The following is a 24,184-nucleotide window of genomic DNA, read 5'->3' as shown; positions in this document are numbered from 1 at the left end:
CGGATGCTCCTTAACGCGTGACGGGCGCTGCGCTCATAGCCCCAGCACCTTTTTGATCTGCGCCTGATCGACGCCGCTGCCAGCGAAATCGTCGAACGATTTTTCGGCGACGCGAATGATGTGCCGCCGGATGAACTCCGCGCCTTCGCGTGCGCCATCTTCCGGATGCTTCAGCGCGCACTCCCATTCAAGAACCGCCCAGCCAGGATAGTCGTATTGCGCCATCTTCGAGAAGATCGCGCCGAAGTCGATCTGCCCGTCGCCAAGCGAACGAAAGCGCCCCGGCCGTTCCGTCCAGCCGCTATAGCTTCCATACACGCCGGCCCTGCCCGTCGGACGAAACTCCGCATCCTTCACGTGAAAGACCTTGATGCGCTCGTGATAGATATCGATGAACGACAGGTAATCGAGCTGCTGCAACACGTAATGGCTCGGGTCGAACAGGATGTTCGCGCGGCTATGTCCGTCCACGCGCTCCAGAAACCGTTCGAACGTCACGCCATCGTGGAGATCCTCGCCGGGGTGCAGTTCGTACGCGACATCGACGCCGACTTCGTCGAACGCGTCGAGAATCGGCCGCCAGCGCCGCGCGAGTTCATCGAACGCGGCCTCGACGAGACCCGCCGGACGCTGTGGCCACGGATACACATACGGCCACGCAAGCGCGCCCGAAAACGACACGTGCGTGTCGAGCCCGAGACGGCGCGACGCCTGCGCCGCGAGTTTCAACTGCTGGATCGCCCATTCGGTGCGCGCCGCCGGATTACCGCGCACATTCGGCGCGGCGAAACCGTCGAACAGTTCGTCGTACGCGGGATGCACGGCTACCAGTTGCCCTTGCAGATGCGTCGCGAGTTCGGTGATTTCGACACCGGCGTCCGCCACCGTGCCCAGCAGTTCATCGCAGTACGTCTGGCTCGATGCCGCTTTTTCGAGGTCGATCAACCGCGAATCGACGGGCACCTGGATACCTTTGTAGCCGAGCTTCGCGGCCCACGTCGCGAGATTGTCGAGGTTATCGAAGGGCGCCTTGTCGCCCAGGAACTGGGCCAGATAGATCGCCGGCCCTTTGATGGTTTTCATCGTGCGGCTCCTCGGGAAATGGATACAGCGTTCGACATCCAGTGCGCCGCGTCACTGCGATGCGCCCAAAGCGCCGTCGCAGTGACGCGGCAAGATGCAACCCGTCAGAACGGCGATTCAGGGAAGTAGTAGTCTTTCGCGTTCGCTTTCGTGACGAGCACCGAAGGCACGATCGTCGTCGCCGGCAGCTTTTCGCCCTTCAGGCGCGCTTCGGCAGTGAGCTTGATCGCGTCGTAGATGAACTTCGGCGAGTACGTGACGTCTGCGTTGATGATCTTGTCGCCATCCATCACGCGCTTGATCATTTCCTTCGAACCGGCGCCGCCCAGCACTTCCTTGATGTCGGTGCGCTTCGCCTGATCGATGGCCTTCAGCACGCCGACGGACATGTCGTCGTCGGCCGACCACACGGCGTCGATGTGCTTGAAGCGCGTGAGGTAATCCTGCATCACCTTGAACGCGTCGTCGCGATTCCAGTTCGCGTACTTCGCGTCGAGCACCTTCACGCCCGGACATGCCGACAACGCCTTCGTGAACGCGTTATAGCGTTCGTTATCGAGCGTGGTCGGAATGCCGCGCAGCGCGACGATGTCGCCCTTGCCGTTCAGCGATTTGCAGAAGTATTCGCCCGCGAGCCGGCCGAACGCCGTGTTGTCGCCCGCGACGTACGCATCCTGCGCGCTGGTGTCGGTCAGGCCGCGATCGACGACCGTCACATAGACGCCCTTCTTCTTCACCTGCGCGACTGGCTGCGTGAGCGAAGCGGATTCATGCGGGAAGATCACGAGCGCATTGATCTTGTTGACGGTCACCAGATCCTGCAACTGGTTCGCCTGCTCCGGCGCGCTCGCCGACGACTTCAGGATCACCTTCAGATCCGGATGCGCCTTCTCCATGTCCTCTTTCGCCTTGTTTGCCCACCAGACGATGCCGCCCGTGAAGCCGTGATCGGCGGTCGGAATTGCGACGCCCAATATGACCTTTTCATCTGCGCGTGCCGCGCCCGCCGTACCGAGAATGCCCAACGCCAGCACGCCGGCACTGATCGCCCGAATGACCTGCTTCATGTTGTGTCTCCTGTCGTAGGGCGCGTCGCGCGCCCGGTTTTTGAGGTGCCGGCAATGCGCCGGGTACTGCGGATCAAACGTTGCTGTTCTGCTTTCTTTCGATGAAATCAGCGTCGCCCGCGCTGCAGGAACGCGACGATGATGATGACGACGCCCTGCACCGCCGCGTTCAGGTACACGCTGATGATGCTCGTGAGATTCAGGATGTTCGCGATCACAGATAGCAACACCGCGCCGATCACCGTGCCGACTACGCGACCCTCGCCACCCTTCAATGCGGTACCGCCAACGACAACCGAAGCGATCGCCTCCAGTTCCCACAAAAGGCCTGTGGTTGGCGTGGCGGAGCCGAGGCGCGGCACGTATAGCACCGTCGCCACGCCTACGCAGATGCCGAGCAGCATGTACGTGATGATCTTCACACGATCCACTCGAATCGCCGCATAGCGCGCAACCTGTTCGTTCGAGCCGATCGCCTGTACATGCCGGCCGAACGCGGTGCGGTTCAATATCAATGCGCCGCCCGCCGCGACGATCAGGAACACCCAGATTGGAATGGGCACACCGAATACGCTTGCGTAATACACGGGACCGTACAGATCGGAAAGCGCGTTGTTGAGCGTGAGCGCGCCGCCGTCCGCGAGCCACGTCAGCACCGCGCGAAAGATGCCGAGCGTGCCGAGCGTCACGATGAACGGCTCGATGCGGCCTTTGGTGATCAGGAGGCCGTGAGCAATGCCGAACGCCGCGCCCAGCACGAACGCGAGCGCGATGCCGATGATCACGATCGACAGCGGCGCGAACGTGTGTCCCCCGAGTCCGCTGGAAAGCGCGTTCATCGTGTAGATCATGCTGCCCGCGATCAGCGCGGCCATCGATCCGACGGACAGATCGATGCCGCCCGAAATGATCACGAATGTCATGCCGACCGCGATGATCCCGATGAACGACGTGCGCGTCAGCACGTTGGTGAGATTGTCGACGGTCGCGAAGTCGTGGTTGAGCAGTTGGCCTCCCACGCACAGGACGATCAGCCCAAGCAGCGGACCAAGCCCATGCAGCCGGTGCGCGAGGCGCATCGCACGGCCCGGTTGCCCTGGTTCAGTGTGTGCCGGTTGCATGAGCAATCAACTCCTCTTCGGTTAGCTGGTCGAGCGTGAGCGTGGTTTGAAGCCGGCCCGTGCGCATCACGGCGACGCGATGGCACAGGCCGATCAACTCGATCAGCTCGGACGAGATCACGATCACGGCGCGCCCCTGTGCGGCGAGCCGGTGAACCAGAAAGTAGATGTCGCGTTTCGCGCCGACGTCGACGCCGCGCGTCGGTTCGTCGAGCACGATGACGTTCGGATCCGGATGCAGGAACTTCGCAAGCGCGAGCTTCTGCTGATTGCCGCCGGACAGCATGCGCGCCTTGATCGACGGGTCGCCGGTGCGAATACCGAATTCGGCGATACCCGCTTTTAGCGCCGCGCGTTCTGCTTTCACGTCGAGGAGCGGATGCGTGTAGCGATCGAGCGTCATCAGCGTCAGGTTGTCCTGCAGGTTCAGGTTGACGTGCAGCGCCTTGTTCTTGCGGTCTTCGCTCAGATAGGTGAGACCGTGGCGCATCGCGTCGAGCGGATTGTGAATGTCGACTGCGCGACCCGCGAGTTCGATGCGACCTGCGGTGCGCTTGCGCAGGCCCAGAATCGCCTCGAACGCTTCGGTGCGGCCCGCGCCGACCAGACCTGCAAAGCCCAGCACCTCGCCCGCACGCACCTCGAACGAAAGCGACTCGACCCAACCCGGCACGACGAGCCCATCGACACGCATCGCAATCGGCGCGTTGGGCGCGGGCGGCGTCTTGTCGGGGAACATGTCGGAGACGTCGCGCCCCACCATCAGGTTCGCCATCTGCTGCCGCGCGAGGCTCGACGTTTCGCCGCGCGCGACGAAGCGGCCGTCGCGCATCACGATCACCTCGTCGGTGATGTGCTCGACTTCGTCGAGCTTGTGCGAGATGTAGACGATCGTCACGCCATCGGCCTTCAGCTTCAGCATCAGCGTGAAGAGCCGCTCGGTCTCCGATGGCGTGAGCGTCGCGGTTGGTTCGTCCATGATGAGAAAACGCGCGCGACGCGACAGCGCCTTCGCGATCTCCACCATCTGCTTTTCCGCGACGATCAGGTTGCGCACCTGCGTATCGGGCGATTTCTTCAGGCCGACCTGCTCGAGATAGCGCGCAGCCTCTTTTCTCATCGCGCCTTCGTCGAGCAGCCAGCCGCGCTTTTTCTCGTGCCCAAGGTACATGTTCTCGACGATCGACAGATGATCGGCGAGATTGAATTCCTGATGGATCAGCACAATGCCCGCGGCTTCCGCATCGCGCGAACTGGTGAAATGCTGCGCCGTGCCATCGACGGAGAGCGTGCCTTCGGTCGCGCTTTCGTAGCCCGCGAGGATTTTCATCAGCGTCGATTTACCGGCGCCGTTCTCGCCGAGGAGACCATAGATGCGCCCGGGCGCAAGGTCGAACGACACGCCGTGCAGCACGCGCACCGGGCCGAAATCCTTGCGGATGTCGTCGAAGCGGATCGAGAGACTCATCGCGCGCTTTGCTCCTTCATGTGGTCACCCGTCACGCGCTTAGCCGCACCACGAGCCGGTGCGGTAACAGAACGCCCGGCACGCTGGCCGCCGGGTCCGCGAGACGTTTCAGCAGCAGCCGCGCGGCCGTCTCGCCGAGTTCGCGCATCGGCTGCGCGATCGTCGTGAGCGGTGGATCGATCTGCGCGGCCACGGAGATGTCATCGAAGCCAACGACCGCGACGTCAGCCGGCGTGCGTTTGCCGACGCTACGCAAGCCGTTGATCGCGCCGATCGCGAGCGTGTCCGATACGGCGAAAATCGCGTCCGGCGCGTTCTCGCCGGATTGCTGCACGAGTTCGGCGGCGGCCGTGGCGGCGGCTTCGTAATCGAGGCTGTAGACGTTGCGACGCCATGCGGATAACGGGGTGACGCCGGCGTCGCGCAACGCGTCGAGATAGCCTTCCTGACGCTGACGTGCATACAGGTAACCGTCATCCGAATTGATGAGCCCAATGCGGCGGCGCCCGCGTGACAGCAGATGCCGCACTGCATCACCGGCTGCACGATAGTTGTCGATGCCGACCCACGGTACGCCCATATCCGTATCGAACTCGCAGCACGCGACCCAGGGCAGCGTGCCGGAGTCTTCAGCGAGTGCGTGCTGAACCGTGTCAGGGTCGAGGCAGATCGCGCCGTCCGCGCGGTGACGGCGCAGCATGTCGAAGTAGCTGCGTTCGCGGCCGGGATCGGCGCCGGTATCGCACAGCAACATGAAGTAGCCATGCTGACGCGCGACTGCATCGATGCCGCGCACCACTTCCGCGTAAAAGGGATTGCCGAAGTCGGGCACCATCGTGAGTAGCAGGTGGCTTTCGGCGGTGCGCAGGTTGCGGGCGAGTTCGTTGACGCGATAGCCGCTCGTCTGCACGGCCGCGAGCACGCGATCGCGCGTTTCGGGCCTGACGTTCGAGTGACCGTTAAGCACGCGCGAAACCGTGGCGACCGACACGCCAGCCTGCTCGGCCACGCCGGCAATCGACATGCCGTCGGACGATCGAAGCGATGCAACGTCGCGCTGACGCGGTCTCGACACGGGTGTTAGCCCCCGAAAATGTAATCGATTACATTTTTGGTCGAGACCATGCGGAATCTCAAGGTCGAATGTGTAGGGATTTATACGGAGGGTGGTGGCGCCATCCCCTGCCCGCCTCCGCACGGAACCCGCCCCCGGTTTGGTACAATCCCGCAGTTCCCCACACCTTCCGGCTGCATTTCAACCGTCGAAAACAATCATGAATATCGAGCAAGCGCGTTTCAACATGATCGAACAGCAGATTCGTCCCTGGGAAGTGCTGGACCAGGACGTGCTGAACCTGCTCTCGATCGTCAAGCGTGAAAACTTCGTCCCGAAGGCCTACGCGAACATGGCGTTCGTCGACTTCGAAGTGCCGCTGCCCGCCGGCCAGCACATGCTGGCGCCGCGCGTCGAGGCACGCGTGCTGCAGGAACTGGCTGTCCGGAAACACGAAAGCGTGCTGGAAATCGGCGCGGGCGCGGGCTTCATGGCCGCCCTGCTCGCACACCGCGCGCAGCACGTGCTGACCGTCGACATCGAGCCGGAACTCGCCGAACTCGCCCGCACGAATCTCGCGAACAACGGCGTGCTGAACGTCGAAGTCGCCACCGGCGACGCATCGCGCGGCTGGGCAGGTGCAGCGCCTTACGACGTGATCTGCGTGTCGGGCGGCCTGCCGGTTCTGCCGCAGGAGATCCTCGACCAGCTGAAAGTAGGCGGCCGCCTGGCTGCGTTCGTCGGCACGGCGCCCGTCATGAAGGCGCAGATCATCACGCGCATCGACGAAAAGCAGTACCGCGTCGCCGACGTGTTCGAAACGTATGTGGAACCGCTGATCAACGCCGTGCAGCCGCCGCGTTTCAAGTTCTGAGCACTACTGCCCGTACCCTTGTCGACGTAACGGATTATTCCTCTGATGCAAAACCTGACTGCTTCCGCGCTCGCCGAATGGCTCGCTGACACTTCGCGCGCCGCGCCCGTCCTGCTCGACGTGCGCGAGCCCTGGGAAATCGAAACCGCAAAGATCGCCGGCAGCATGTCGATCCCGATGCGCGAAATCCCGGCTCGCAGCGAAGAACTCGAAGACGACGCGGAGATTGTCTGCGTATGCCACCACGGCGCACGCAGCGCACAGGTCGCGATGTTCCTCGAATCGCGCGGCCACACGAAGGTGTTCAACCTGCAAGGCGGCATCGACGCCTGGTCGCGTCAGGTCGACCCATCGGTGCCGACTTACTGAGTCGTCACCCGCGCCGCATGTCAAAACGGGCGTCTCCTTAACGGAGACGCCCGTTTTTCGTTGCAGACCCGCAACCACGCTGTTAGTCAGTCTCGCTCAACACTACCGCTACCGTGCCGAAGATCTCGCCGATCTGCGCTTCGCGGATGGTGAGCGGCGACGAGAACGCCAGCATGTCGCCCGTATAGCGCGTCAGCACGCCCTTCTGGAAACACCGCGCAAATACGTCGTGCGCCAGGCGCACCGTCGCGCGGCTTCAACTCCACGCCGCCGACAAGCCCGGGAGTGCGCACGTCGATCACATGGCGCTCACCCAGTAACTTGTGGATCGCCTTATCGAAGACGGGCGCCATCTGCGTCGCCCTTCCAATCCTTCTTCCAACGGTTCTCCCCGCAGCTCTTGCAATGCGGGCATCCGCGGCTGCATGCACAACGGCGCAGCGCCGATGCACCGCCGCCGCCCGCACCCAGGGCAATGCGCGCGGTTGCAGCGCGGCACGCACCGTCGCGATGCGCGGCGTCTGGTCGTGCACCACTTTCGCTCCCAAGCCGCATAACGCCACGAAATGCCTGACCGCATTGCGCCGGGCTTGCAGCCCGGTAATGAAGGATTTACCGCTTGGCATATGCCTTGCAGTAGAAGTCGGGCACCAGGCACTTAAAAACCGTCAGAGCAATACCGACGCCCATATCAGTCACCATCCAGTTGGCAAGGGGAAGCACAAATGAAACGTCGCAGTCTGCTGAAACTCGGTTCGATGTCGGGCGCGCTCGCGCTCGCGGGCCAAAGTCCTTTCGCAAACGCCCAGAGCAGCGGTCCGATCAAGGTCGGCATCCTGCACTCGCTGTCGGGCACGATGGCAATCTCGGAGACCTCACTGAAAGACACCGCGCTGATGACCATCGCGGACATCAACAAGAACGGCGGCGTGATGGGCCGCCAGCTGGAGCCGGTCATCGTCGACCCGGCGTCGAACTGGCCGCTCTTTGCTGAAAAGGCGCGCCAGCTGATCACGCAGGACAAGTGTGCCGTGGTGTTCGGCTGCTGGACGTCGGTATCGCGCAAATCGGTGCTGCCGGTGTTCGAGGAACTGAACGGGCTGCTCTTCTATCCGGTGCAGTACGAAGGCGAAGAAATGTCGCGCAACGTGTTCTATACGGGCGCAGCGCCGAACCAGCAGGCCATCCCGGCCACCGAATACCTGATGAGCGCGGAAGGCGGCGGTGCGAAGCGCTTTTTCCTGCTCGGCACCGACTACGTGTACCCGCGTACGACGAACAAGATCCTGCGTGCGTTCCTGAAGTCGAAAGGCGTGCAGGAAACCGACATCCAGGAGGTCTACACGCCGTTCGGCCACAGCGACTATCAGACCATCGTCGCGAACATCAAGACGTTCTCGCAGGGCGGCAAGACGGCGGTGATCTCGACCGTCAACGGCGACTCGAACGTGCCGTTCTACAAGGAACTGGGGAACCAGGGTCTCAAGGCGACGGACGTGCCGGTCGTGGCGTTCTCGGTGGGTGAGGAAGAACTGCGCGGTATCGACACGAAGCCGCTCGTCGGCAATCTGGCTGCGTGGAACTACTTCATGTCGGTGAAGAGCCCGGCCAACACGAAGTTCAAGGAACAGTGGGCCGAGTGGGTCAAGTCGCAGAACCTGCCGGGTGGCACGAAGCGCGTGACCAACGACCCGATGGAAGCGACGTTCGTCGGTATCCATATGTGGAAGCAGGCTGTCGAGAAGGCGAAGAGCACGGATGTCGACAAGGTGCGCGTCGCGATGATCGGCCAGAAGGTGGCGGCGCCGTCGGGCTTCACGCTCGAAATGGACGGCAACCACCATCTGCACAAGCCGGTGATGATCGGTGAAGTGCGCGCGGACGGCCAGTTCAACGTCGTGTGGAAGACGAAGACCGCCGTACGTGCGCAGCCGTGGAGCCCGTACATCGCGGGCAACGCCGGCAAGCCGGACGTCGTCACGTCGATCCCGGCGTTCCTGCGCCGCTCGCGCGTGGCCTAAGCGCCAGACGGGTTTCGGGGTAGCACTGCTGTAGCGCTGTAACGACGGCGCGGCATCGTTTCTCGTTCGATGTCGCGCCGCCCTGCCGTTTCATCTTCAAAGGTCACCATGGCGTTTCATACTTTCAGGTCCGCAGGGCGCGCATGCGTCGGCCTCGCGCTCATCGCGCTGATGCCGCTCTCCGCCCACGCGCTGAGCGCGGCGGATGTCGCGCCGCTTGCCGGCGACGACTTCGATGCCAAATCCGCCGCCATCGACAGGCTGATTGCCAGCCACGACGCACCATCGCTCGCGCTCCTGAAGGCGCTTTCCGAAGACAACGCGCTCGCGACCGATTCCGGCGAGTTGCTGATCCAGGACAACGACACCGCTCGCGATGCCGTGACGGGCAAGACCGTCGCCGCTGATGGCGCGCAGCCGGTCACGCTGAACAATATCCTGCGCTCGAAGGTTTCGGGCGCCGTGTCGGGCCTCGCGCTCGACGCCACCGATCCGGCCGCGCGCAGCGCCGCGATCGATGCATTGCTGAAGAACCCCGATGCCGCGATGAAGCCGATGATCGACCGGGCGCGCGCGAAGGAGACCGACCCTACGCTCAAGAAGCGTCTCGATACGCTCTGGGCGATGACCGCGCTGCACGACAGCGACGCGGCGAAGCGACTCGAAGCCGTGCAGCTCGTCGCCGCGCGGCACGACCTCGACATGAACGAACTGCTGCGGCCGCTTGTCGCGAAGAAGCCCGATGGCACATTCGTCGAAAGCGACGAGCGCGTGCGCGCGGCCGCGCAGGTCGGCATCGACGAACTCGATTCGATCCAGCGACGCAGCCAGATTGCGGGCACGCTGTTCGCCGGCCTTTCGCTTGGCAGCGTGCTGTTGCTCGCGGCGCTGGGGCTTGCGATCACGTACGGCCTGATTGGCGTGATCAACATGGCGCACGGCGAATTCCTGATGATCGGTGCCTACGCAACGTATGTCGTGCAGAACCTCGTGCAGCATTACGCACCGCGCGCATTCGACTGGTATCCGCTGTTTGCGATTCCCGCTTCGTTCGCTGCGGCGGCGCTCGTCGGCATCGTGCTGGAGCGTCTCGTGCTGAAGCATCTGTATGGACGTCCGCTCGAAACGCTGCTCACGACGTTCGGTATCAGCCTGATCCTGATTCAGGCGACGCGCATGCTCTTCGGCGCGCAGAACGTGCAGGTCGTGAATCCTTCGTGGATGAGCGGCGGCGTCACGGTTTTGCCGAGTCTGATCCTGCCGTATAACCGGCTGGCGATCCTGGCGTTCTCGATGATCGTCGTCGGCATTGCGTGGGCCGTGTTGACGAAAACGCGTCTCGGCCTCTTCGTGCGCGCCGTCACGCAGAACCGTCGCATGGCGGCGTGCGTCGGCGTGAAGACCGCGCGCGTCGATTCGTATGCGTTCGCGTTCGGCGCCGGCATCGCGGGGCTCGGCGGGTGCGCGCTTTCGCAGATCGGCAACGTCGGTCCTGATCTCGGGCAGAGCTACATCATCGATTCGTTCATGGCGGTTGTGCTGGGCGGCGTCGGGCAACTTGCCGGCACTGTCATTGGCGGCTTCGGGCTGGGTCTGGTCAGCAAGGCGATCGAGCCGTTCTGGGGTGCCGTGCTCGCGAAGATCGCCGTGCTCGTGCTGATCGTGCTGTTCATCCAGAAGCGTCCTCAGGGCATGTTTGCCTTGAAGGGCCGCAGCGCGGAGGCATGAGATGACATCGGTGACTTCTTCCGCTCCGGTTTCGCCGGCGGGTTCGGACTCGCCCGACGCACGCGCCGCGCTGTCCGGCTTCGCGCTCGGCCTGCCGCCGCGCCCTGCGCTGCTGTCGCGCCGTGCGTGGCAGGCGCTGATCGCGCTCATCATCGTCATCGGGCTGGGCGTGCCGTTCACGGCGCTCGTGCTGCCGGAATCAAGCGCGTTCCATCTGTCCGCGTATGCGATGACGCTGGCCGGCAAGTTCATGTGCTATGCGATCGCAGCGCTTGCGCTCGATCTTGTCTGGGGCTACTGCGGCATTCTGAGTCTCGGGCACGCGCTCTTCTTTGCGCTGGGGGGTTACGCGATCGGTATGTATCTGATGCGCGCGATTGGCCACGAGGGTAAATACGGCAGCGACCTGCCTGACTTCATGGTGTTTCTCGACTGGCACGCGTTGCCCTGGTACTGGGAAGGCACGCAGCACTTCTGGTACGCGCTGCTGCTGGTCGTGCTCGTGCCGGCGGTGATTGCGTGGGTGTTTGGCTTCTTCACGTTCCGCTCGCGGGTCAAGGGCGTGTATCTGTCGATCATCACGCAGGCGATGACGTTTGCGGCGATGCTGCTGTTCTACCGCAATGAAACCGGTTTTGGCGGCAACAACGGCTTCACCGATTTCAAGCGCATTGCAGGCTTTCCGATTACGCATCCGGGTACGCGCACTGCCCTCTTGCTGATCACGTTTGCGGTGCTCGTGCTGTCGTTCATTGGTGCGCGGGCGATCGTGACGTCGAAGCTTGGCCGCGTCGTTACCGCGGTGCGCGATGGCGAAACGCGACTGATGTTCCTGGGTTACAGCCCGCTTGCGTACAAGCTTTTCGTGTGGACCATTTCGGCCGTGCTCTGCGGGATTGCGGGTGCGTTGTATGTGCCGCAGGTCGGCATCATCAACCCGGGCGAGATGTCGCCGGGCAATTCGATCGAGATGGCGATCTGGGTGGCGGTGGGCGGACGCGGCACGTTGATTGGACCGATCATTGGCGCGTTTGCGGTGAATGGTGCGAAGAGTTTTTTCACAGCGAACTTCGCCGAATACTGGCTGTTCTTTCTGGGCGCGATATTCGTGCTCGTGCCGCTCTTTTTGCCGAATGGAATCATGGGACTGATTGAACTCGCCACACGGCGGAGGAAGCCGTGATGAACGAAAACCCGATGGTGCCCGATCTTGCTGTGCCTGACGAGTTCGATGGTGGTCGCACGTTGAGCGGCGTTGCTTCGACGGGGAGGGTCGTCACGCCTGGGGAGATCGACGTATCTCACGGCGCGATTCTCTATCTGGAAGACGTCACGGTGAGCTTCGACGGCTTTCGCGCGTTGAATGCGTTGTCGCTGTCGATCGATGTGGGCGAACTGCGCTGCATTATCGGGCCGAACGGCGCGGGCAAGACGACGATGATGGACGTCATCACCGGCAAGACCGCGCCCGATTCCGGCAAGGTGTTTCTCGGGCAGACGATCGACCTGACGCGGATGAATGAGCCGTCGATTGCGCGCGCCGGGATTGGGCGCAAATTCCAGAAGCCGACGGTGTTCGAGCAGCATCCCGTGTGGGAGAACCTCGAACTGGCGATGAAGGCCGACAAGGGCTGGTGGGCGACGTTACGGGCGCGGCTGGATGGCGCGGCGCAGGCAAGGATTGAGGAAACGCTGGCGCTTATCCGGCTGGAGAGTGAGGCGCGCAGGCTGGCCGGGGAGTTGTCACATGGGCAGAAGCAGCGGCTCGAGATCGGGATGTTGCTGATGCAGCAGCCGGCTCTTTTATTGCTCGATGAGCCTGCGGCGGGGATGACCGATGACGAGACGATGGAGCTGGCTGTTTTGCTTAACAAGTTGCGTGGGACGTGTTCCATGATGGTTGTTGAGCATGATATGGAGTTTGTTGCGGCGCTTTCTGGTGATACCGGGCGGGTTACTGTTATGGCTGAAGGACGTGTTCTTGCTCATGGGTCGCTTGATGAGGTCAAGCGGGAGGACGCTGTTATTGAGTCTTACCTTGGGCGGTAAGGGGCCTTTTTGTTTTTTTCTGGATTTGTTTGGTCTTTCCTTGTTGTCGTGTCGGTCTATTTATGTTGCCCCTTTTGTGGGGCGCGCATTTTGGGGTTTTCGTGCCGAGGCTGGGTCTCTGCTTTGGCCTTTCCTTGTTGTCGCGTCGGTCTATTTGTGTTGCCCCTGTGCGGGGCGGCACCTACTTTTCTTTGTCTTCCAAAGAAAAGTAGGCAAAAGAAAGGCGCTTCGAAAACTTGTCTCCTCCCGGTGTGTCACTCGCGGGGAATGGCAACCCATGAAGTGTCACCCCCGCACCTCGCACGCTATAGGTCCCCGCGCGATCGCTCCCCGCGCGCATTCCGCGTTCGTGACAAGGCAGTCATCCACGCCGCTTCGCACTGCGTGCGTCGCGGTTGGGGCAAACCGGGAGGAGGTGGGCAGTGGGCAGTGGGCAATGGATAGCGGATAGCGGATAGCGGATAGCGGGTGGCGGGTGTTGGCTGCTACGCCGGTCGGCGACGCGAAGCGGAGACGGGTGGATGAGTGCTTTGTCACGGGCGGTGCTGTGCGAGGAACGAAATCGCGCGGGGACCCATGCACCATGATGTGTGGGGGCGACACTTCATGGGTTGCCATTCCCCAGAGATGATGCGCCTTGAAGAAATGAGTTATCGAAGCGACTTTCTTTTGCCTACTTTTCTTTGGCAAGACGCCCCGAAGGAAGTCCCCTTGGGGGACAAAGAAAAGTAGGTGCCGCCCCGCACAGGGGCGACGCTAATAGACCGACACCAATACAAGGAAAGGCCAAAGCAATTCAACCGCTGTGGCAAAAAGAACCCCATTAGAGGCAAACCCGAAATGCTAGAAGTAACAGGACTCAACCAGTACTACGGCGGCAGCCACATCCTCCGGGATGTAAAACTCACCGTGCCGGACGGCAAACTCACTGTGCTGTTAGGCCGCAATGGCGTCGGCAAAACGACGCTGCTCAGATGCCTCATGGGCACGGTCCAGGCAAAAAGCGGCTCCATCGCCTGGCGCGACACGCCCCTCACAAAACTTCCGACCTACGCGCGCGTCGCGCAAGGCCTCGCCTATGTGCCGCAAGGCCGCGACATCTTCCCGCGCCTCACCGTCGAAGAAAACCTCCTCGTCGGCGCCGCCAGCAAAAAAGCCCCGTCAAAGATCCCCGACAAAATCTATGAACTCTTCCCGGTCCTCAAAGACATGCGCGCGCGCCGCGGCGGCGACCTCTCCGGCGGTCAGCAGCAACAGCTTGCCATCGGGCGCGCCCTCATGAGCGACCCGCAACTCCTCATCCTCGATGAACCCACCGAAGGTATCCAGCCCTCCATCATCCAGGATATCGGCCGCACCCTGCGCCAGCTCGTCGAAGAAATGGGCCTCACCGTGCTCCTCGTCGAGCAGTATTACGACTTCGCCAAAGCCATCGCGGACAGCTACTGGGTCATGAGTCGCGGCGAGATCATCGCCGGCGGCGAAGGCGCCAATATGGACGCAGACGGCGTCCGCACACTCATCGCTGTCTGACACACGCAACCGGCGCCAACCTGCGATCGATACCGCTGCCCGCATTTCCGCGCGCCTGCATGCCGGTAACGCGGTGAATGGCACGTCGTCAACGTCACGTCGTTGCGCCCGGGCGGCAGTACAATCCGTCGACAAGCCGCCGCCCCACGCGGTCACGTCGCCATCCACTTCGAACCCCCGCCCGATGTCGCTTCACGAAAATCACGCTGCCCTCGCCAGCGCGCAACCCGTCGCTCATCGCGAATGGCGCGCGCGGCTCGAACTCGGCTTCACGCGACACAGCGAACGCACCACGCTCTCGCATCGCCTTCACGACGGTCCGTTGCGCGTGCAACGTCCTCTCTATCCGGAAGATCCAGCGGTCTGTCACGCCGTCATTGTGCATCCGCCCGGCGGCGTCGCCGGCGGCGACCGGCTCGATATCGACGTATCACTCGATGCCGGCACGCACGCTGTCCTCACGACGCCCGGTGCCACCAAGTGGTACAAGTCGAATGGACGCACGGCGCAGCAACGTATCGCGATCCGCGTCGGCGAAAACGCACGGCTCGACTGGCTCCCGCAAAACAACATCGTGTTCGACCACGCACACGCAAACCTGGACTTCTCGCTGACGCTCGCACAGGGCGCCACTGCCCTCGGCTGGGACGCGACGCAGCTCGGCCGGCAGGCCGCCGGCGAACGATGGTCGGCCGGCACGCTGCGCGCAGTGTCGCGTATCACCGGCAGCGACGGAAAACTACTATGGCTGGAGCGCGCGCAGCTCACCGCCACCGATCCGCTGCGCGATTCCGCGCAAGGCCTCGACGGCTTCCCCGCTTACGGCACGCTGTGGGCCGTCGGCCCCGCATGCAACGATGTACTCGCCGAAACGCTCACCGCGCAACTCCCGTTCGACGACACCCTGCGCGCCGCCGCCTCGTGCGTCAGCGAAAACGTGCTGCTGGTGCGCGCGGTGTCGCGATCGATGGAAACGCTGCAGCATGCATTGACCCAGTGCTGGCTGCACCTGCGACCCATCGTCCACGGCGTCGAAGCTGTACCGCTGCGAATCTGGACAACCTGAACAAACGGAATGGCGCGCCGCCCTCGCGGCGACGCAGCCGATCGCTTGCAGGTTCAGTGCAACAAGGCGCGCCCGATCGCACGTTAGCGACCCAGCCACCCGCACCTCGCTCCGCGCGCATTGCATCCGTTAGCAACGATGCACGGCGCCGCTCCACCGCGGCACGCGACCGCTTGCGCAAGACGCACCAAACCGGCGCATCACACCCCACAAACGCGCCCAGTTCTGGTGCCACCCTACACCGACCTTACCGCCCGCCCTTGCTGCACCGTCATGGCACACGGCTTGCTCCGGTTAGCGCCTCGACTTGCCGCATCTTCGACGGCAATGAACCGGTTCGCCGGACTACACGCCCATGAAAAACAACATGACCCAACCGATCGTCCGCCGTTCGCGCCGCGCATGGCTTGCTGCGCTGCTGGTTTCGCCTGCCCTCGCCTGCTTCGCCGGCGCCGCTCACGCCGATGCGCTCGACACCATCACGAAGTCCGGCACGCTCAAGGTCGCCGTGCCGGAAGACTATCCGCCGTTCGGTTCGGTCGGTCCCGACATGAAGCCGCAAGGCTATGACATCGACACCGCCGCGCTGCTCGCGAAATCGATGAACGTGAAGCTCGAACTGGTGCCTGTGAACAGCGCGAACCGCATTCCCTATCTGCAGACGAACAAGGTCGATCTCGTGATCTCGTCGCTCGGCAAGACGCCGGATCGCGAGAAGGTCATCGATTTCTCGACGGCCTACGCGCCGTACTACCAGGGCGTGTTCGGCCCGGCCGACATCAAGGTCAGCGGTCCAGCCGATCTCACGGGCAAGACGGTGGGCGCGACACGCGGCGCGCTCGAAGAAGTCGCCCTCTCGCAGATGGCGCCGAACGCGACGATCAAACGCTTCGAAGACAACAACGCGACGATCGCTGCGTTCCTCTCGGGCCAGGTGCAGCTGATCGCCGCGGGCAACATCGTCGCGGCTTCGATCCTCGCGAAGAATCCGCCGCGCCGTCCGGAGCCGAAGTTCGTCATCAAGAATTCGCCGTGCTTCGTCGGACTGAACAAGGGCGAAACGCGTCTGCAACAAAAGGTTGATGCCGCCATTGCCACCGCTAAACAGGACGGCACACTTAACACAATGTCGAAAAAGTGGTTTGGCGCCGCACTACCTGCCGATCTGTAAGCCGCGCGTTAGTTCGGCTTGTTAAGTTGCGCGATTGGGCGTTACTGTGCGGCATGCGATGTGTCGCCAGCGCTGCATGCGCAGCACGACACAGCGTAAGACAACGCTGACCGACCAACAGAGCCTGCGTCATGGCGCAGGCTCGCTCTCTAACTATCCGATGAAGCTGACACCTCGCGAAAAGGACAAGCTCCTGATCTTCACCGCAGCGCTTCTCGCCGAACGGCGTCGCGCACGCGGCCTGAAACTGAACTATCCGGAAGCCATCGCGTTCATTTCGGCGGCGCTGATGGAAGCGGCGCGAGACGGCAAGACCGTCGCCGAAGTGATGCACTACGGCACGACGCTCCTCACGCGCGACGACGTCATGGAAGGCGTGCCGGAGATGATTCCCGATATCCAGGTCGAAGCAACGTTCCCCGACGGCACGAAACTCGTGACCGTCCACCATCCGATTCCGTGAAGGAGCCCGCATGATCCCCGGCGAATTGTTCATCGACGACGGTGAACACGAACTGAACGCGGGCCGCGCGACGATCTCCGTCACGGTGTCGAATACCGGCGACCGTCCGGTGCAGATCGGCTCGCACTACCATTTCTATGAGGTCAACGCGGCGCTCGCGTTCGATCGCGAAGCGGCGCGCGGCTTTCGCCTGAACATCGCAGCGGGCACTGCCGTGCGCTTCGAGCCCGGCCAGGAACGCACCGTGGAACTGGTCGAACTGGCGGGCGAGCGCGTCGTCTACGGTTTCAACGGCAAGGTGATGGGCAAGCTTTAAGCGCCACATTCCGCGCTATCGAAACTAATGCCCATCGCACCGCCCATTTCCGGACTCACACAATGACACTACGCATTGGCCGCCGCGCATACGCAGAGATGTTCGGCCCCACGACCGGCGACCGCATCCGCCTCGCCGATACCGAACTGCTGATCGAAGTCGAACGCGATTTCACGACCTACGGCGAAGAAGTGAAATTCGGCGGCGGCAAGGTGATTCGCGACGGCATGGGTCAGTCGCAACGCGTGCACGCCGACGTCGTCGATACGGTCGTCACGAACGCCGTGATCCTCGATCACTGGGGCATCGTGAAAGCCGATATCGGCATCAAGGACGGTCGCATCGCGGCCATCGGCAAGGCAGGCAATCCAGACATCCAGCCGGGCGTGACGATTGCGATTGGCGCATCCACCGAAGTAATCGCGGGCGAAAGCCTGATCGTGACGGCGGGCGGCATCGACACGCACATTCACTTCATCAGCCCGCAGCAGATCGAGGAAGCACTCGCGAGCGGCGTCACGACGATGCTCGGCGGCGGCACGGGTCCGGCAACGGGCACCAACGCCACGACATGTACGCCTGGGCCCTGGCATCTCGAACGCATGTTGCAGGCCGCCGACGGCTATCCGATGAACCTCGGATTTCTCGGCAAGGGCAACGTGAGCCAGCCGGCGCCCGCGCTCGAGCAGATCGCAGCCGGTGCAATCGGCCTGAAGCTGCACGAAGACTGGGGCACGACGCCTGCCGCGATCGACAACTGCCTTTCTGTCGCCGACGACACCGACACACAGGTCGCGATCCACACGGATACGCTGAACGAAGCGGGCTTTGTCGAGGCGACCGTCGCGGCGTTCAAGGGCCGCACGATCCACACGTATCACACCGAAGGCGCGGGCGGCGGTCACGCACCGGACATCATCAAGGTCTGCGGCGAGGCGAACGTGCTGCCGTCGTCGACGAATCCGACACGCCCGTACACCGTCAATACGCTCGAAGAACATCTCGACATGCTGATGGTGTGCCATCACCTGGACCCGTCGATCGCGGAAGACATCGCGTTCGCCGAATCGCGCATCCGTCGCGAGACAATCGCGGCCGAAGATATCCTGCACGACCTCGGCGCGCTGTCGATGCTGTCGTCGGACTCACAGGCGATGGGCCGTGTTGGCGAAGTGATCATCCGCACGTGGCAGACCGCGCACAAGATGAAGGTGCAACGCGGCGCGCTCGCTGGCGACACCGCGCGCAACGACAACTTCCGCGCAAAACGCTACGTCGCGAAGTACACGATCAACCCGGCGATCACGCACGGCATCGCACATGAAGTGGGTTCGATCGAACCAGGCAAGTGGGCCGATCTGGTGTTCTGGGAACCGGCGTTTTTCGGCATCAAGCCTTCGCTGATCCTGAAGGGCGGCATGATCGCGATGGCGCAGATGGGCGACCCGAACGCGTCGATTCCGACGCCGCAGCCGGTGCATTACCGCGAAATGTTCGCGACGCGCGGCGGCGCATTGGGGCGCACGTCGCTCACGTTCGTGTCGCAGATGGCGGCGGATGCCGGCGTCGCTGAACGTTATGGTTTGAGCAAACGCGTGGTCGCCGTCAAAAACTGCCGCAACATCACGAAGGCCGACATGGTCCACAATGCGTGGAGGCCGGCGATCACGGTCGATCCGGAAACCTATGAAGTCATCGCGGACGGCCAGTTGCTGACCTGCGAACCGGCTACCGTGCTGCCGATGGCACAACGTTACTTCCTGTTTTAAAGCTCCCATGCGCACGATCGACAAACGCATCGAACCGCACATCAAGCTCGCCGCCGTGCTCGTCAGACGCGCACCGACCTTGACACTCGCGTTCGATGCACGCTGTAAAAGCCGCCTCGCGGCAACGCTCGACAACGGCGAAGAGGTCGCGCTGCTGATGCCGCGCGGTACGGTCCTGCGCGACGGCGACGTGGTCGTCGCGCAGGACGGCGCGCTGGTGCGCGTCGTCGCGGCCGCCGAAGCAGTGCTCTACGTACGCGCGCCGGACCGCGTCACGCTCACGCGCGCCGCGTATCACCTCGGCAACCGTCACACGCCGGTCGAAATCGGTGACGATTTTCTGAAGCTCGAATTCGATCCTGTGCTCGCCGATATGCTGAAGCGCCTCGGCGCGACAGTCGAGCAGGTTTCGATGCCGTTCCAGCCGGAAACCGGTGCGTACGGCGGCGGCCACAAGCATGGTCACGACGAGACGTTCGCCGAAGACTATGCAATCGCCCAGCAGGTGTTCGACGAACATCACGGGCATGATCACGCGCATGGTCATTCGCACGACCACGACCACGATCACGCACACGACGACGGCCACGACCACAGCAACTGCGGTCACGCGCATCATCACCATGCGCATCGCTGAACTCACTGCGCTGCTGCATCTCGCGTCACCGGCGCTGCCGATCGGCGCATTCAGCTATTCGCAGGGGCTCGAAGCCGCGATCGAAGCGCAACGCGTCACCGACGCAAACAGCGCGCGCGACTGGATTGCAAGCGGCCTCACGACCGTGCTCGCGCGCGGCGAGTTGCCGTTTCTCGCGCATCAGATCGAGCGCTGGCGCACGCACGACGCCGCCGCGCTGGCCGTTGCGAACGAAGCATTTCTCGCGAGCCGCGAATCGGCGGAATTGCGTCGCGAAACGGAACAGATGGGCTGGTCGCTGCGTCAGCTGTGTGCATCGCTCGAATGGGGGGACGCCGCGCGCCGCACGACGCTCGCCGCGATGACGCCCGTCGCGCAACCCACGGCATTCGCGTACGCCGCGTGGGCGCACGACGCCGCCACCGACGCCGCCCTCGCCGCCTACGCGTTCAGCTGGGTCGAGAACCAGGCCGCTGCCGCGTTGAAGGCGGTGCCACTCGGCCAGCTCGCGGGGCAACGCATCATCGTGGCCCTGCGCGATCTCATCGACGAAGCCGTGGCACAGGCGCTCGCCACGTCGCCCGACAACATCAACACCTTCGCGCCGCAACTCGGCATTCTGTCGGCGCGTCACGAGTCGCAGTATTCGCGGCTTTTCCGCTCATAAGCTCACCGATCATGAACGCACCTCATCCTCTCCAACGTACGAAGAAACTGCCTCCGCTGCGCGTGGGCGTCGGTGGCCCGGTTGGCTCCGGCAAGACCACGCTGCTCGAAATGCTCTGCAAGGCGATGCGCGAGCGCTACGACCTCGTCGCCATCACGAACGACATTTACACGAAGGAAGACCAGCGGCTGTTGACCGTCGCGGGCGCGCTGCCGGCCGAGCGCATCATGGGCGTCGAAACCGGCGGCTGCCCGCACACGGCGATCCGCGAAGACGCGTCGATCAACCTCGAAGCCGTCGACCGTATGCTCACGCGCTTTCCCGACGCCGACATCGTCTTCATCGAATCCGGCGGCGACAACCTGGCCGCCACCTTCAGCCCGGAACTCTCGGACCTGACGATCTACGTGATCGACGTAGCCGGAGGCGAGAAGATTCCGCGCAAGGGCGGCCCGGGCATCACGAAGTCCGACCTGCTCGTGATCAACAAGACCGACCTCGCACCGATGGTCGGCGCGAATCTCGACGTGATGGCCTCCGATGCGAAGAAGATGCGCGGCGAACGGCCGTTCGTGATGTGCAACCTCAAGGCGCTCGATGGTCTGGCCGACATCGTCGCTTTTATCGAGAAGAAGGGGCTGCTGACGGTGTAGCCAGCCGTAAGGACCGTAAGAAAAGGCGGCTGTCTCGAAAATGTTAGAATATCGCCTGGCTTTCGTTCGCCACGGGGCAATTGGCGGATCGTGTTCGGGAGCCTCTTCGCGACGCCTATAACGTAGCCGCCTTTCCCCAGAGACAAGATGATCCCTCGGAATCCGGACGCGAAAGATCTGATTTCGCTCGTCGTGCCTTTTTATAACGAGTCGGAGGTCGCCGACGAATTTTTTCGTGAAGTAAGTCTGGTTTTGCGCAATATTGCGCAGGCTGACTACGAAATCGTCTGCGTCAATGACGGCAGTACCGATGCGACACTTGATCACCTGCTCGCGGCATGTGCTGCCGATCCGCGCGTCAAGGTCATCGACCTGTCCCGCAATTTCGGCAAGGAAGCGGCCATGACGGCAGGAATCGACGCCGCGATGGGCGACGCGGTGATCCCGTTCGATGCAGACCTGCAGGATCCGCCGGAAGCGATTCCCGCGATGATCGAAAAATGGCGCGAGGGCTTCGATGTCGTCCTCGGGAAGCGCGCCGAGCGGCAAACCGACACGTACGCAAAACGCAGCACCGCCGCGCTCTTCTATCGCGTGCATAACGCGATCTCCGACATCAAGATTCCGGTGAATGCGGGCGACTTCCGGCTGATGTCGCGGTCCGCCGTCGACGCCCTCAAGCAGTTGCCGGAAAACCGGCGCTTCATGAAGGGCCTCTTCGCGTGGATCGGCTTCCGGACCACGGAGATCGAATATTCGCGCCGCCCGCGCGCAGCGGGCAAGACGAAGTTCTCGGGCTGGAAGCTCTGGAACTTCGCGCTCGAAGGCATGACGAGTTTCAGCACGCTACCGCTGCGCATCTGGACGTACGTCGGTGGCGTGATTGCGGCTTTCGCGATGCTCTATTCGGCATATCTGATCCTGCGCACGCTGATTCGCGGCGTGGACATTCCCGGTTATGCCTCGATCATTACCGCCGTGCTGTTTCTGGGTGGGGTGCAACTGATCGGCATTGGTGTGATCGGCGAATACATCGGCCGGATGTACGTGGAGGCGAAGCGCCGCCCTGTCTACATCATCCGGAAGATCTATCAGAAGGACGATTTGTGACGCAGCGCAGATGGCTCAGGTTCTGCGCGTATGCGTGTGTCGGTGCGACGGGCACGGGTGCGCAGTTTGCCGTGCTGTACGCACTCGTCTCGACGAAGATGCTCGGCGCAGTCGCCGCATCGTGCATCGGCGCGGTGTTTGGCGCGATCGTGAACTACGTCCTGAACTACCACCTGACGTTCAGAAGTACCGGCCGGCACGCGCATGTGGCGCCCCGGTTTTTCGCTGTGGCTGCGACGGGCATTGCAGTGAACAGCGTATGCATGTTCCTGCTCGCAACCTGGCTGCACGTGCCGTATCTGATCGCGCAATGCGCGGCGACCGCGTGCGTCCTCGTGACCACCTACATCGCAAACTCGATATGGGCGTTCAAAACACATACGGCGTGATGTTAAACGCGCAGCTTTTCCCCCGGATTTCCCATGGCCGAACTCTTCGCTTCTTCTAACCCGACATCGGGTCGTTCTCACCTCACCGCGACGCAATCCAGCAACCTCCGCTTCCTGTCGCTGCTTTTCGTGCACGCGATCGTGTGGACGTTCGCCGCGTGGCTCTCGCGCGGCAATCTCGACTTCCAGGGCGACATGGTCGAGAACTACGCGTGGGGGATCGAATGGCAGGCAGGCTATGCGAAGCATCCGCCGCTCTTTGCGTGGATCACGGCGGCGTGGTTCAGCATCGCGCCGCATACTGATTTCGCGTACTTCGGGCTCTCGGCGCTCAACGCGCTGGTCGGGCTGCTCGGTATCGTCGCGCTGGCACGGCGCTTTCTGCCCTGGCGGCTTGCGATCATCGCCGGTCTTGCGATGGCTGTCTCGCCGCTCTATACGAATCTTGCGATCAAGTTCAACGCGAACGCAGTGCTGCTTTCCGTGTGGCCGTGGACGGCGTATTTCTTCGTGCGCTTCATGCAGTCGGGCGCGCGGCGCTGGGCGTTCGCGCTCGGCGTCTTCGCGGGGCTCGCGGTGCTCGGCAAGTACTTCTCGATCGTGCTGCTCGTGGCACTCGCCGGCGCCGCGCTCGCGCGGCCGGCGTGGCGGGCACGGACGTTCAGCTGGAATTCGCTGTGGGTCGTCGCAGGTGGCGTGCTGGCGGTGTTCGCGCACGTCCGGTGGCTCGTGGTGAATCACTTTCCGACGTTCGGCTACGCGTCGGAGCGTACCGGCGGCATGCTGCTCGACGCAGTCAGCCGCTTTGGCGTCTATACGCTCGCGCAGATCGGCTACCTCGTGCTGAGTTTTGGCTTTGTGGTGCTCATGGTTCGCGGCGAGCGCCGGCGCGCCGCAAAGCTGATGGCGCAGGCGGTCGTCAAGCCGTCGCTGCATCCGGAGTTGTGGGCGCTCGCGATGGGCCCGTGGATCGTCGTCGGCGTGATGGCGGTGCTCGCGAAAACGCAGATGTCTTCCGTGTGGGGCATGGCGCAGTGGTTTGCGATCGTTCCGCTGTGGCTTGCGGTGCTCGATCGCGCGGGGATTCAGTTCAAGCCGGTGCGTGCGGTACGCGCGCTCTGCATCTACTGGGTGCTGGTGCTGGTTGCATCGGGCACAGTCGGCTATCTCGACGCCCGAAAGCACGGCGACAGCGCCGTCGACCCGCGTGCCGAACTCGCGCACGTCGTTCACGACGAATGGCGCGAACGCACGGGCCAGGATCTGCCGATCGTCGGTGGCTCGGTGCATGAGGCGCAGTCGATTGCGTTCTACAGCGATGGCCATACGCGCTTCTGGGACATCGAAGAGCCGCGCACCACGCCCTGGCTCAAGTCTTCCGATCTGGCGAGCCGCGGCGCACTGCTGGTGTGCGAAGAAGGCGATACCGCATGCCAGCACGAATCGGGCGAGCTGACCGGCGCCGAACCGCTCGCCGTGCGGGTCCACAAGCGCGCATGGGGCATGTCGATGCCCGAGCACACCTATCAGATCTTCATGATGCTGCCGCACTAGCCGAAGCTGGCGGCGCTGACGA

At 63.0% G+C, this 24,184-nt stretch carries 23 protein-coding genes and 1 pseudogene; 18 read left to right on the top strand and 6 right to left on the bottom strand.

Annotated elements, in window-relative coordinates:
• Positions 1 to 33: 33 nt before the first annotated feature.
• The 5 genes from LPA36_RS02975 to LPA36_RS02955 form a co-directional block, all read right to left on the bottom strand.
• A complete protein-coding gene (locus LPA36_RS02975; RefSeq protein ID WP_228874649.1) occupies positions 34 to 1,083 on the bottom strand; it encodes a sugar phosphate isomerase/epimerase family protein in 1,050 nt (349 codons plus the stop codon).
• A 104-nt stretch (positions 1,084 to 1,187) separates the two neighbouring features.
• Positions 1,188 to 2,150, bottom strand: coding sequence for a substrate-binding domain-containing protein (locus LPA36_RS02970; protein ID WP_228874648.1), 963 nt, complete (start codon positions 2,148 to 2,150; stop codon positions 1,188 to 1,190).
• Between the two features lie 107 nt (positions 2,151 to 2,257).
• Positions 2,258 to 3,271 (bottom strand): ABC transporter permease, encoded by a 1,014-nt coding sequence (locus LPA36_RS02965; RefSeq protein WP_228874647.1) that lies wholly within the window; start codon positions 3,269 to 3,271, stop codon positions 2,258 to 2,260.
• On the bottom strand, positions 3,252 to 4,739 hold the full coding sequence (locus tag LPA36_RS02960) for a sugar ABC transporter ATP-binding protein (protein ID WP_228874646.1): 1,488 nt from the start codon (positions 4,737 to 4,739) through the stop codon (positions 3,252 to 3,254). The genes LPA36_RS02965 and LPA36_RS02960 overlap by 20 nt, the downstream gene beginning before the upstream one ends.
• 31 nt (positions 4,740 to 4,770) lie before the next feature.
• Positions 4,771 to 5,814 (bottom strand): LacI family DNA-binding transcriptional regulator, encoded by a 1,044-nt coding sequence (locus tag LPA36_RS02955; protein ID WP_267478594.1) that lies wholly within the window; start codon positions 5,812 to 5,814, stop codon positions 4,771 to 4,773.
• 199 nt (positions 5,815 to 6,013) lie between these two features.
• Here LPA36_RS02955 and LPA36_RS02950 point away from each other — a divergent pair, with 199 nt between their 5' ends.
• Positions 6,014 to 6,667 (top strand): protein-L-isoaspartate O-methyltransferase family protein, encoded by a 654-nt coding sequence (locus tag LPA36_RS02950; protein WP_228874645.1) that lies wholly within the window; start codon positions 6,014 to 6,016, stop codon positions 6,665 to 6,667.
• A gap of 45 nt (positions 6,668 to 6,712) precedes the next feature.
• Complete coding sequence (locus LPA36_RS02945; RefSeq protein ID WP_228874644.1) at positions 6,713 to 7,036, top strand: rhodanese-like domain-containing protein; 324 nt, start codon at positions 6,713 to 6,715, stop codon at positions 7,034 to 7,036.
• An 82-nt stretch (positions 7,037 to 7,118) separates the two neighbouring features.
• Here LPA36_RS02945 and LPA36_RS02940 read toward each other — a convergent pair.
• Positions 7,119 to 7,401: pseudogene (locus LPA36_RS02940) on the bottom strand (aspartate aminotransferase family protein); the annotation flags it as partial.
• 360 nt (positions 7,402 to 7,761) lie between these two features.
• On the opposite strand from LPA36_RS02940, the gene urtA reads away from it, so the two are divergent.
• The 16 genes from urtA (at position 7,762) to LPA36_RS02860 (ending at position 24,162) form a co-directional block, all read left to right on the top strand.
• A complete protein-coding gene (urtA, locus tag LPA36_RS02935; RefSeq protein ID WP_228874643.1) occupies positions 7,762 to 9,057 on the top strand; it encodes an urea ABC transporter substrate-binding protein in 1,296 nt (431 codons plus the stop codon).
• 108 nt (positions 9,058 to 9,165) lie between these two features.
• Positions 9,166 to 10,785: an urea ABC transporter permease subunit UrtB gene (gene urtB / locus LPA36_RS02930; protein ID WP_228874642.1), complete on the top strand. Its 1,620-nt coding sequence runs from the start codon at positions 9,166 to 9,168 to the stop codon at positions 10,783 to 10,785.
• Position 10,786: 1 nt separating this feature from the next.
• Positions 10,787 to 11,968, top strand: coding sequence for an urea ABC transporter permease subunit UrtC (gene urtC / locus LPA36_RS02925; protein ID WP_228874641.1), 1,182 nt, complete (start codon positions 10,787 to 10,789; stop codon positions 11,966 to 11,968).
• A complete protein-coding gene (urtD, locus tag LPA36_RS02920) occupies positions 11,968 to 12,834 on the top strand; it encodes an urea ABC transporter ATP-binding protein UrtD (protein WP_228874640.1) in 867 nt (288 codons plus the stop codon). The genes urtC and urtD overlap by 1 nt, the downstream gene beginning before the upstream one ends.
• 840 nt (positions 12,835 to 13,674) lie before the next feature.
• Complete coding sequence (urtE, locus tag LPA36_RS02915) at positions 13,675 to 14,367, top strand: urea ABC transporter ATP-binding subunit UrtE (RefSeq protein WP_228874639.1); 693 nt, start codon at positions 13,675 to 13,677, stop codon at positions 14,365 to 14,367.
• Between the two features lie 184 nt (positions 14,368 to 14,551).
• Positions 14,552 to 15,433: an urease accessory protein UreD gene (locus LPA36_RS02910; protein ID WP_228874638.1), complete on the top strand. Its 882-nt coding sequence runs from the start codon at positions 14,552 to 14,554 to the stop codon at positions 15,431 to 15,433.
• A 367-nt stretch (positions 15,434 to 15,800) separates the two neighbouring features.
• Positions 15,801 to 16,604, top strand: a complete 804-nt coding sequence (locus LPA36_RS02905) for a transporter substrate-binding domain-containing protein (protein ID WP_228874637.1) — start codon at positions 15,801 to 15,803, stop codon at positions 16,602 to 16,604.
• A 160-nt stretch (positions 16,605 to 16,764) separates the two neighbouring features.
• Positions 16,765 to 17,067 carry an urease subunit gamma gene (gene ureA / locus LPA36_RS02900; RefSeq protein WP_074266173.1) on the top strand — a complete coding sequence of 101 codons (303 nt, stop codon included), beginning with the start codon at positions 16,765 to 16,767 and terminating at the stop codon, positions 17,065 to 17,067.
• Positions 17,068 to 17,077: 10 nt separating this feature from the next.
• Positions 17,078 to 17,383 (top strand): urease subunit beta, encoded by a 306-nt coding sequence (locus LPA36_RS02895; RefSeq protein WP_228874636.1) that lies wholly within the window; start codon positions 17,078 to 17,080, stop codon positions 17,381 to 17,383.
• Positions 17,384 to 17,445: 62 nt separating this feature from the next.
• Positions 17,446 to 19,152, top strand: a complete 1,707-nt coding sequence (gene ureC / locus LPA36_RS02890) for an urease subunit alpha (RefSeq protein WP_228874635.1) — start codon at positions 17,446 to 17,448, stop codon at positions 19,150 to 19,152.
• A 7-nt stretch (positions 19,153 to 19,159) separates the two neighbouring features.
• A complete protein-coding gene (gene ureE / locus LPA36_RS02885) occupies positions 19,160 to 19,789 on the top strand; it encodes an urease accessory protein UreE (RefSeq protein WP_228874634.1) in 630 nt (209 codons plus the stop codon).
• Positions 19,776 to 20,456, top strand: a complete 681-nt coding sequence (locus LPA36_RS02880; RefSeq protein WP_228874877.1) for an urease accessory protein UreF — start codon at positions 19,776 to 19,778, stop codon at positions 20,454 to 20,456. Before ureE ends, LPA36_RS02880 begins: the two co-directional genes overlap by 14 nt.
• A gap of 11 nt (positions 20,457 to 20,467) precedes the next feature.
• Positions 20,468 to 21,109, top strand: coding sequence for an urease accessory protein UreG (ureG, locus tag LPA36_RS02875; protein WP_228874633.1), 642 nt, complete (start codon positions 20,468 to 20,470; stop codon positions 21,107 to 21,109).
• A 147-nt stretch (positions 21,110 to 21,256) separates the two neighbouring features.
• Positions 21,257 to 22,219, top strand: coding sequence for a glycosyltransferase family 2 protein (locus tag LPA36_RS02870; protein WP_228874632.1), 963 nt, complete (start codon positions 21,257 to 21,259; stop codon positions 22,217 to 22,219).
• Positions 22,216 to 22,608: a GtrA family protein gene (locus LPA36_RS02865; RefSeq protein WP_228874631.1), complete on the top strand. Its 393-nt coding sequence runs from the start codon at positions 22,216 to 22,218 to the stop codon at positions 22,606 to 22,608. Before LPA36_RS02870 ends, LPA36_RS02865 begins: the two co-directional genes overlap by 4 nt.
• Before the next feature lie 33 nt (positions 22,609 to 22,641).
• Entirely contained in the window at positions 22,642 to 24,162 is a 1,521-nt protein-coding gene (locus tag LPA36_RS02860) for a glycosyltransferase family 39 protein (RefSeq protein ID WP_228874630.1), read from the top strand.
• Positions 24,163 to 24,184 lie beyond the last annotated feature (22 nt).

The organism is Paraburkholderia saeva, from assembly GCF_907164555.1.
Lineage (GTDB): Bacteria > Pseudomonadota > Gammaproteobacteria > Burkholderiales > Burkholderiaceae > Paraburkholderia > Paraburkholderia saeva.
Note: the sequence above shows the minus strand (reverse complement) of the source record. Positions and strands in the feature narration are given on the sequence as shown.

Bases quoted from the DNA above. Each gene is read 5' to 3' on its own strand.
- urtB (WP_228874642.1), top strand. From the start codon at position 9,166: ATGGCGTTTCATACTTTCAGGTCCGCAGGGCGCGCATGCGTCGGCCTC.
- urtE (WP_228874639.1), top strand. From the start codon at position 13,675: ATGCTAGAAGTAACAGGACTCAACCAGTACTACGGCGGCAGCCACATC.
- urtA (WP_228874643.1), top strand. From the start codon at position 7,762: ATGAAACGTCGCAGTCTGCTGAAACTCGGTTCGATGTCGGGCGCGCTC.
- LPA36_RS02870 (WP_228874632.1), top strand. From the start codon at position 21,257: ATGATCCCTCGGAATCCGGACGCGAAAGATCTGATTTCGCTCGTCGTG.
- ureE (WP_228874634.1), top strand. From the start codon at position 19,160: ATGCGCACGATCGACAAACGCATCGAACCGCACATCAAGCTCGCCGCC.
- LPA36_RS02895 (WP_228874636.1), top strand. From the start codon at position 17,078: ATGATCCCCGGCGAATTGTTCATCGACGACGGTGAACACGAACTGAAC.
- LPA36_RS02970 (WP_228874648.1), bottom strand. From the start codon at position 2,150: ATGAAGCAGGTCATTCGGGCGATCAGTGCCGGCGTGCTGGCGTTGGGC.
- ureC (WP_228874635.1), top strand. From the start codon at position 17,446: ATGACACTACGCATTGGCCGCCGCGCATACGCAGAGATGTTCGGCCCC.
- urtC (WP_228874641.1), top strand. From the start codon at position 10,787: ATGACATCGGTGACTTCTTCCGCTCCGGTTTCGCCGGCGGGTTCGGAC.
- ureG (WP_228874633.1), top strand. From the start codon at position 20,468: ATGAACGCACCTCATCCTCTCCAACGTACGAAGAAACTGCCTCCGCTG.
- LPA36_RS02905 (WP_228874637.1), top strand. From the start codon at position 15,801: ATGACCCAACCGATCGTCCGCCGTTCGCGCCGCGCATGGCTTGCTGCG.
- LPA36_RS02975 (WP_228874649.1), bottom strand. From the start codon at position 1,083: ATGAAAACCATCAAAGGGCCGGCGATCTATCTGGCCCAGTTCCTGGGC.
- LPA36_RS02960 (WP_228874646.1), bottom strand. From the start codon at position 4,739: ATGAGTCTCTCGATCCGCTTCGACGACATCCGCAAGGATTTCGGCCCG.
- LPA36_RS02860 (WP_228874630.1), top strand. From the start codon at position 22,642: ATGGCCGAACTCTTCGCTTCTTCTAACCCGACATCGGGTCGTTCTCAC.
- LPA36_RS02880 (WP_228874877.1), top strand. From the start codon at position 19,776: ATGCGCATCGCTGAACTCACTGCGCTGCTGCATCTCGCGTCACCGGCG.
- ureA (WP_074266173.1), top strand. From the start codon at position 16,765: ATGAAGCTGACACCTCGCGAAAAGGACAAGCTCCTGATCTTCACCGCA.
- LPA36_RS02950 (WP_228874645.1), top strand. From the start codon at position 6,014: ATGAATATCGAGCAAGCGCGTTTCAACATGATCGAACAGCAGATTCGT.
- urtD (WP_228874640.1), top strand. From the start codon at position 11,968: ATGAACGAAAACCCGATGGTGCCCGATCTTGCTGTGCCTGACGAGTTC.
- LPA36_RS02910 (WP_228874638.1), top strand. From the start codon at position 14,552: ATGTCGCTTCACGAAAATCACGCTGCCCTCGCCAGCGCGCAACCCGTC.
- LPA36_RS02945 (WP_228874644.1), top strand. From the start codon at position 6,713: ATGCAAAACCTGACTGCTTCCGCGCTCGCCGAATGGCTCGCTGACACT.
- LPA36_RS02965 (WP_228874647.1), bottom strand. From the start codon at position 3,271: ATGCAACCGGCACACACTGAACCAGGGCAACCGGGCCGTGCGATGCGC.